Annotated in this window: 6 protein-coding genes; 5 read left to right on the top strand and 1 reads right to left on the bottom strand. The window is 60.4% G+C overall.

Annotation, left to right across the window (positions count from 1 at the left end):
* The 5 genes from AB3X95_RS38770 to AB3X95_RS38750 form a co-directional block, all read left to right on the top strand.
* Window positions 1-306, top strand: a 306-nt coding sequence (locus AB3X95_RS38770) for a hypothetical protein (protein ID WP_368623992.1), incomplete at its 5' end; no start/stop codon positions are given.
* A 315-nt stretch (window positions 307-621) separates the two neighbouring features.
* On the top strand, window positions 622-1,251 hold the full coding sequence (locus AB3X95_RS38765) for a transcriptional regulator (RefSeq protein WP_176126290.1): 630 nt from the start codon (window positions 622-624) through the stop codon (window positions 1,249-1,251).
* Window positions 1,241-2,212, top strand: a complete 972-nt coding sequence (locus AB3X95_RS38760) for an ornithine cyclodeaminase family protein (RefSeq protein WP_368623991.1) — start codon at window positions 1,241-1,243, stop codon at window positions 2,210-2,212. The genes AB3X95_RS38765 and AB3X95_RS38760 overlap by 11 nt, the downstream gene beginning before the upstream one ends.
* Before the next feature lie 280 nt (window positions 2,213-2,492).
* On the top strand, window positions 2,493-3,650 hold the full coding sequence (locus AB3X95_RS38755; protein ID WP_368623990.1) for a pyridoxal-phosphate dependent enzyme: 1,158 nt from the start codon (window positions 2,493-2,495) through the stop codon (window positions 3,648-3,650).
* Window positions 3,651-3,976: 326 nt separating this feature from the next.
* On the top strand, window positions 3,977-4,906 hold the full coding sequence (locus tag AB3X95_RS38750; protein WP_368623989.1) for an asparaginase domain-containing protein: 930 nt from the start codon (window positions 3,977-3,979) through the stop codon (window positions 4,904-4,906).
* 310 nt (window positions 4,907-5,216) lie between these two features.
* Here AB3X95_RS38750 and AB3X95_RS38745 read toward each other — a convergent pair whose 3' ends face one another.
* Window positions 5,217-6,362, bottom strand: coding sequence for a branched-chain amino acid ABC transporter substrate-binding protein (locus AB3X95_RS38745; RefSeq protein WP_368623988.1), 1,146 nt, complete (start codon window positions 6,360-6,362; stop codon window positions 5,217-5,219).
* Window positions 6,363-7,028 lie beyond the last annotated feature (666 nt).

Here is a 7,028-nt window from a genome sequence, read left to right as displayed (position 1 = left end):
CGCTTCACCGAAGGCTTCAACCGCTTCGTTACCTCCACGATTGCTCCGGTTGCTTCCGGCTGGAGCGGTTGCCGGGTGGGGCTTTCACCCACTGGAAAGCGCCGCCTTTTCACGGCGCACGCCATGAGGCGTCATTTGCTCACACGGTCGCGCAGACGTTCAAAGGTCGGATCGAGTCAGGAACCGGCCGTTGCTCTGGCAAGAGTCGGAATGTTGCCTGTTGGAGCGATCGAACCAGCATGGGGGTACAACATTACGCGCAAACGCCTATCGTCGCCGCGTTCGGTCAATTGCGGAAAAGTTTGAATGCGCTCCATCGGGGTTCCCTGTGTTCGAGCGCTTCGCGGCAAGGTGACGGACGGCGCCGCGCACGGGCCGAAAGGGGGGCCACAGATCTGTGGCGGTCCCGATCAGAAGGCCTTCTGGCGGGGTGTCGGGTCAGAGGAATCCACTAGAGCGTGGATGAGCATGTTGTGGTGCATGCACCGATTTATCAGCCGTTGGAAACTCCTCGCCAAACAACGCTCGGGATTTTCATCTAGACGGTTTGTTAGGGGTTTGACAAATCTTCTAGCAATAGCCAAACTGCCCAGCATGCCAAAGAAAACGACTGGACCCAACATGCCGAAGAAAACTCCCGAACAGCAGCTACTGCTGGAACAGATCAAACAGGTCGCCGAAGGGCTAGCCCTAACCTTCGCCCCCTTCACCGAGGTCGTGGTGCATGACCTTCTGGATCCGGAGCATGCGGTGCTCGCGATCCACAATAATCTGTCGGGTCGCGAGGTCGGACAACCTGCGACCGAACTTGGTCTGGCGCGGATCATGGACCCTGCCTATGAGCAGATCATCGCCAACTATCCGAACCAGTTCTCGGATGGCCGACAGGTAAAAAGCACTTCCATCGGTATCAAGGACTCCAAGGGCGACTACATCGCCGCGCTGTGCATGAACGTCGACCTCACCCTGTTCCACGGGTTCCAGAACGCGCTGAGCAGGTTCACGGCGGTCGAGGGCAGCACGCCGGCCAGGGAATCGCTGGACCCTGCTAACGCGGACCAAATTCGCGCCCGTATCGACGAGTTCGCCGCACGCCTGGCATCGACACCACGCTCGCTCAGGCCGGAGGATCGTCGCTCGCTGCTCAAGGAACTCAAAGCGGGTGGCCTGCTTGAGGTCCGTCGCGCGATGGACACCATCGCCGCCCACCTGGGCGTGTCACGCGCTACGGTATATAGCGATGCCAAGTGACGCCACGCTCCTCCTCGTCGACAAGCACGTCGTCGAGCAACTGCTCGTACCCGACGATGTCATCGCCGCGGTGCGTGAGGCTTTCGAACTCCACGGACGGCAGGCGGGCCGCGTGTTTCCGGTGGTTCGAGAGAAGCTGAACACAGGCGGTATCTTTGGCATCAAGTCCGGCGATGTCGCTAGCCTGGACCTGCTGGGGTTCAAGGCAGCCGGCTTCTGGCCGTCGAACCGGTCAATCGGTGGCGAAGCGCATCAGGCCACGGTACTGCTATTCGATCCGGCCACCGGCCGGCCCCTGTGCGTAATCGACGGCAATGCCATCACCACAGCACGTACTGCTGCGGCCGGCGCCCTTGGTCTCTCTTTGCTCGCCCGTCAGGACACCGCCGTGGCCACGGTCTTCGGCACCGGCATCCAGGCCAAGGCTCAACTCGCGTTTGCGCTCAGAACGCTGCCTTCGCTGACGCACGTAAATTACGTCTCGTTGGATCGGGAACCGCAGGCAGACTTTGAATCTTTGTTTGCGGACCAATGCATGTTGAAATGCGCCGTGAATGCGGATGAGGCGGTCGCCCAAAGCGACCTCATTATCACCGCGACGACCGGTAGCGGCCCACTTTTCGATGAAACAGCCCTCCGGGCTGGGACGCATTTGAACTGCGTCGGCGCGGACACCCGAGGCAAGCGCGAGCTCCCCGTGGGCGTCCTGGATCGGGCCCGGATCGTTGTCGATGACCTGGAGCAGGCCCGCGAGCTTGGAGAACTGCAATGGGCACCGCAGACGCCTTCCGTCGAGATGGGAGACCTGCTCACGGGCCATGCCCAATGGCGGCGCGACCCGACAGATATCAGCGTTTTCGACATGACCGGCCTGGCCTTGCAGGACTTGACCGTCGCTCGATTGATCCACCGCCGCGCCACTGACCTCGGCCTCGGAGTCACCGTGGCGTGGCCCTGGTGATCGCTGTCCTGGCCTGAACCCAGAATCCGGAGGATCCGCGATGATGACCCGCACCGTGCATGCTCCTCGCCTTCATCGCACGTCGCCGCGCGACCACCCCGCAAGTAGTCGATGGCGGCCTCAACCGATCAATTCCTGACGCTAAGGGCGCTTGGCGTTTGGCTCCCTAAGGGCCGCCTTTTCATCAACCAATGGCCTTCCCGCAACACCCCACAACGTCATGGCCATCGTCGTCTTGCTCTTGCAGCGATCCGGTATGCGCCAACCAGGAGTCAGAAACTTGAAATCGCACTATGTTGAGCCGCTCAGCGGCGCGACCTATCCTTTAGACACGCCTCGGTGGTGTTCGGACAACCGCAAACCGCTCTTGATCTCGCCGTTGGCTGGAATTTCCCGAGATGACATCGACCGACACACTCGCTCCCAATGGCGCTATCGCGCATCGCTCGCAGTCGAGATCGCCTCCCCCATCTCCATGGGGGAAGGTTGCACCCCCCTGATCCAGAAGACATGGGACGACTACCGGCCGCATTTCAAGCTGGAGTGGTTCAGCCCCACAAGCAGCTTCAAGGATCGCGGCACCACGGTGATGCTTTCGATGTTACGGCAACAAGGTATCACGTCCGTTCTGGAGGACAGTTCAGGCAACGGCGGAGCGTCGGTGGCGGCTTATGGCGCTGCAGGCGCTATGCGCGTGAAGATTCTGGCGCCCGCATACGCGTCGCCCGCGAAGATCGCCCAGATGCGAGCCTACGGGGCGGAGGTGCAACTTGTCGACGGGCCTCGACAGGCGTGTGAGGATGAGGCAGTCCGGCAGTCCGCGAGCATCTTCTACGCCAGCCACAATTGGCAGCCATTTTTCCTCGAAGGGACCAAGTCGGTCGGCTACGAGATCTGGGAGGACCTCAACTTCCAGGCGCCGGATAACATCGTCATGCCTGCAGGCGCGGGCAGCAATGTACTTGGCTGTTATCTGGCGTTCTCGGAACTGATGCGCGCGGGTCAGATTCACAAAATGCCCAAGCTCTTCGTTTGCCAGCCATTGAACTGCTCTCCCATCGATGCCAGCTTCCAGGCGGGCGTCACGACTCCCGTTCCGCGCGAGGTTCGAAAGACAGTCTCCGAGGGGACGGCCATCGCCCATCCTCTGCGGCTGGCGCAAGTGGTCAACGCTGTCAGAGAGACGGGCGGCACGACTGTGGCTGTGGAAGAAGAAGCAATCGTTGAAGCTCTCAGGCGGATTGCGCGATTAGGCCTTCTGCCTGAGCTGACTTCGGCGACTGCGGTTGCAGGATTTGATCGGCTTACACAGGTTGGGGCGATTCGGGCGCGAGAGGAGACGGTTGTCCTGTTGACAGGCACGGGTATCAAGAACGCCGGAGCCATCGCGGATATTTACTCGGTTAATGAGCGCACGGTGCCCGTATTCGGCGACTAAGGGCGGGATGTTGCACTGACGGCCCAAGGCACCGAGCGTCGCTCGACGCGGCAATGCGTTCGGCACCGACACGAAAGGCAAGCGCGAATTGCCGGAAGCCACCCTGCAAAAAAGCGAAGCACTTCGCAGATGAAAAACAGCAGAGTCGCCAGATCGGCGAGGGTCAGTGGGGTGACATGAAAGACGAAATCGAAATCGGCTGTACCCCGGCGGGCGAAATCGCAATATCACGCAGCCGAAAGACATCACCCTATTTGATATGACGGGACTGGCATTGATATTCCAGCGAGAAAATTTCGAAACTCTTGTCTAAAGGCCCAACCCTAATGAAAATCGGACTCCTCAATTGCGGCGGCACCATCACGGAAAACTATCAGGCTGACGAGACGATCAAGCGTCTATTGGCACGCGATTTGATCGCATTGAGCGGTCAAGCAGACTGGATCGGACATGACATCGATCCTGTCGATAGCTGCGATCTGACCTTCGCCTCACTTTGCCGGGCTCGTGATGTCATGCGGCAGGATCGGGAGAGGGAAGCTTTCGTGATGTGTTGCGGCACTGACGCAATGGAAGATGTCGCCTACGCCGCTGCTCTGCTTTTTGATCGTGACCGGCCTGTCGTTTTGACCGGTGCTGCGATCCCCGGTGGCAATGCCAATGCCGATGGTCCGCGAAATCTGGCAGATTCTGCAAATCTGGCACGGGTCATGCCGCAGGGCGCGAGCGCCCTCGTTGCCTTCGCGGGACGGATTTTCGATCCGGTGTCGATCGTCAAGGTATGGCCGCAAGCCATTCAGCCCTTCGGACCGGAAACAGCGATCCGCGGCTCCATAGACGCCGATATCGTCACGCTCGCAGGATCGGGAATCGTTGACGAGAGTTACGCGGAACTCCATCTATCCGATCTCGGCGCCCGAGTTGCGATCGTCATGGAGACCTTCGGCTTACTCGTTGGCTTCCCGGATCTCTCCAAACTCGACGGTATCGTCGTGGCAGGCAAGGGCGCAGGGGGCTTCTCCGCGCAATCAGAGAGACTGCTGAGCGAAGCCGCACGGCACCTCCCTGTCGTGCTATCGACACGCTGCGCCCATGGTTTCCGGGTCAACCCAGCCGTAACCAAATATGCCTATGATCACGCCCACAACCTCGGCCTGACCACGGCTGGGTATGACGGGCTCAACGCATCAAAGGCACGAATTCGGCTCATAGCCGAGCTTGGTCGTGCAAATCGCAGCGAAAAGGCTGGGCGCTGATCAGCGCCTCGTCCACTTGGGGCCTGTTTGAGCACCGTACTATTCGCGTAGGTGTAGACCGTCGAACCGGATGGGCGAGCAGTTGTCGTAGCGTATCGCCGCTTCGCTATCTTAGGCGTCAATCTACAGCAGCTACAGGCCGCACATCCCAGTCAATCACGGTCGCGACGCGCCGCTTGCAGTGCCCTCGTGCTGAGCGCACAAGAGAAACGCCGCCGGTGACGGCGGCCATTCAAAGATTTCAGCAAAAATCCCCCCGGTGCGGTTCGGGCGCGGGGGCTTGGAGGCTTCCGCGTCTGCCCTGCTTCGATTACATCTTCTCGACCTCGAGAAGGGTCCGCTTGCCTTTGACGTACTTGTAGAGCGAGATGGAGCTGTCCTTCAGGTCGCCGTGCTCGTCGAACCGGATATTGCCAATCAGGGTGTTGAGATTGGTCGAGGGCATGGCGGACAGGATACCGGCGCGCGTGACCGAGTTGGAGCGTTTCATGGCATCGACGATCACGTAGACGGCGCTGTACGCAACCGGCGAGTAGACCACCGGATCGTGGCCGTACGCGGCCTTCAGTTCCTTGCCGAACGCGGCGCTGCCGTCCATCGCGGACAGATCGCCCCCCGCGACCGAGCAGACCAGGTTATCGGCGGCGTTGCCGGCCAGCCTGGCCAGGTCGGTGGTGCAGACGCCGTCTCCCGCCAGGATCCTGGCGGGGACTGCCAACTGCAAGGCCTGCTTGGCGAAGGGGCCGCCGGTGGCGTCCTCGCCGCCATACATGATGGCGTCGGGGCGTTCGGCTTTGATCTTGGTCAGGATGGCCTTGAAGTCAGTGGCCTTGTCGTTGGTAGCGTCGCGCGATAGCACCTGGATGCCTTCGGCCTTGGCGGTCTTCTCGAACTGGTCCGCAAGGCCCTGGCCGTAGGCCGTGGCGTCGTCGACGATGGCGACCGTCTTGACCTTCTGGTTTCGGGCGTACTTGGCCAGGGCGGGGCCCTGCTGGGCGTCGGTGCCGATCACACGGAAGGCGGTCTTGTAGCCTTGCAGCGTGTACTGCGGGTTGGTAGAGCCCGGGGTGATCTGGGTGACGCCGTTGTCGCGGTAAATTTTGGACGCGGGGATAGACACGCCGGAGTTCAGGTGGCCGATCACTGCCACGACGCCGTCGTCGACCAGCTTCTGCGCGACATTCGTACCTGTCCTGGGATCGGCCTGGTCATCCAGCGAATCGACCTCGAGGACGACCTTCTGGCCACCGATGACCAGATTGCCCGCGTTGTTGATTTGCTGGACAGCGAGCTTGACGCCATCGGCCGCATCCTGGCCCATGTGGGCAATGTTGCCGGTCAGCGGGGCGGCGCTGCCGATCTTCACGGTCACGTCGGCGAGAGCAGCTTGACCACAGGCCATGGCGATGCAGGCGAGAGGCAGCGCGGCGTTGATGGGTTTGAGTTGAAATTTCATATGCTTGAGCCTCTTGTTGAACTGGGTTGCTGTTGAAAAATGCGTACGGCGTCTCCTATCGAAGTTATCGGCGTTCGCGATATTTTCGAATGTAAGTATTCGTCAGAGCCGCCTATCAACCGAGGAAGCGGGCACCCTCGTTGGCACTCCTTAGCGTGACCATTGGCAAACTGGTGGTGGTCAGGGGCCCACCTGTTCCATAGGGGACCCGGTCTTTCTAGAAAGATTATCTAGAATTAAATAAAATGTATTGTAGGGGTAAACACTTAGTCCGGGTCCCGACTTCCGACCATGGGGTGAACTACTGATAGATGGAGAGGAGGCCGAGATTCGAAATCCGCCGCATCTCGGTCTAGGCAGTTGACTTGAACGTAACATCGCTCGCCGGATCGACTGGTGGCACGTGGCGCTGCCGATCCAGCAGATACGCACCGCTGTCGACGCCTCGGGGCTGAATGCAATCGGGATTACGCGAAGTCTCGAAGACCTCCAAAGCAGCCACCCATTCCGTCAAGCACGAGCGGCCGATGTGGGTCGAGGGACTAAACCGCTTACGCGGTAGGGGCTACGGTCCGGCGCTTGAGGTCAGGGAGAGGCCGGGCGCGCGGTTCTATGTTGGCGAATGAGGCAATCCGCCTCGTTCTCCAGCAGGAGCCGAATCATGAC

It is taken from the genome of Paraburkholderia sp. BR13444 (assembly GCF_040948755.1).
GTDB classification, from domain to species: domain Bacteria; phylum Pseudomonadota; class Gammaproteobacteria; order Burkholderiales; family Burkholderiaceae; genus Paraburkholderia; species Paraburkholderia youngii.
Note: the sequence above shows the minus strand (reverse complement) of the source record. Positions and strands in the feature narration are given on the sequence as shown.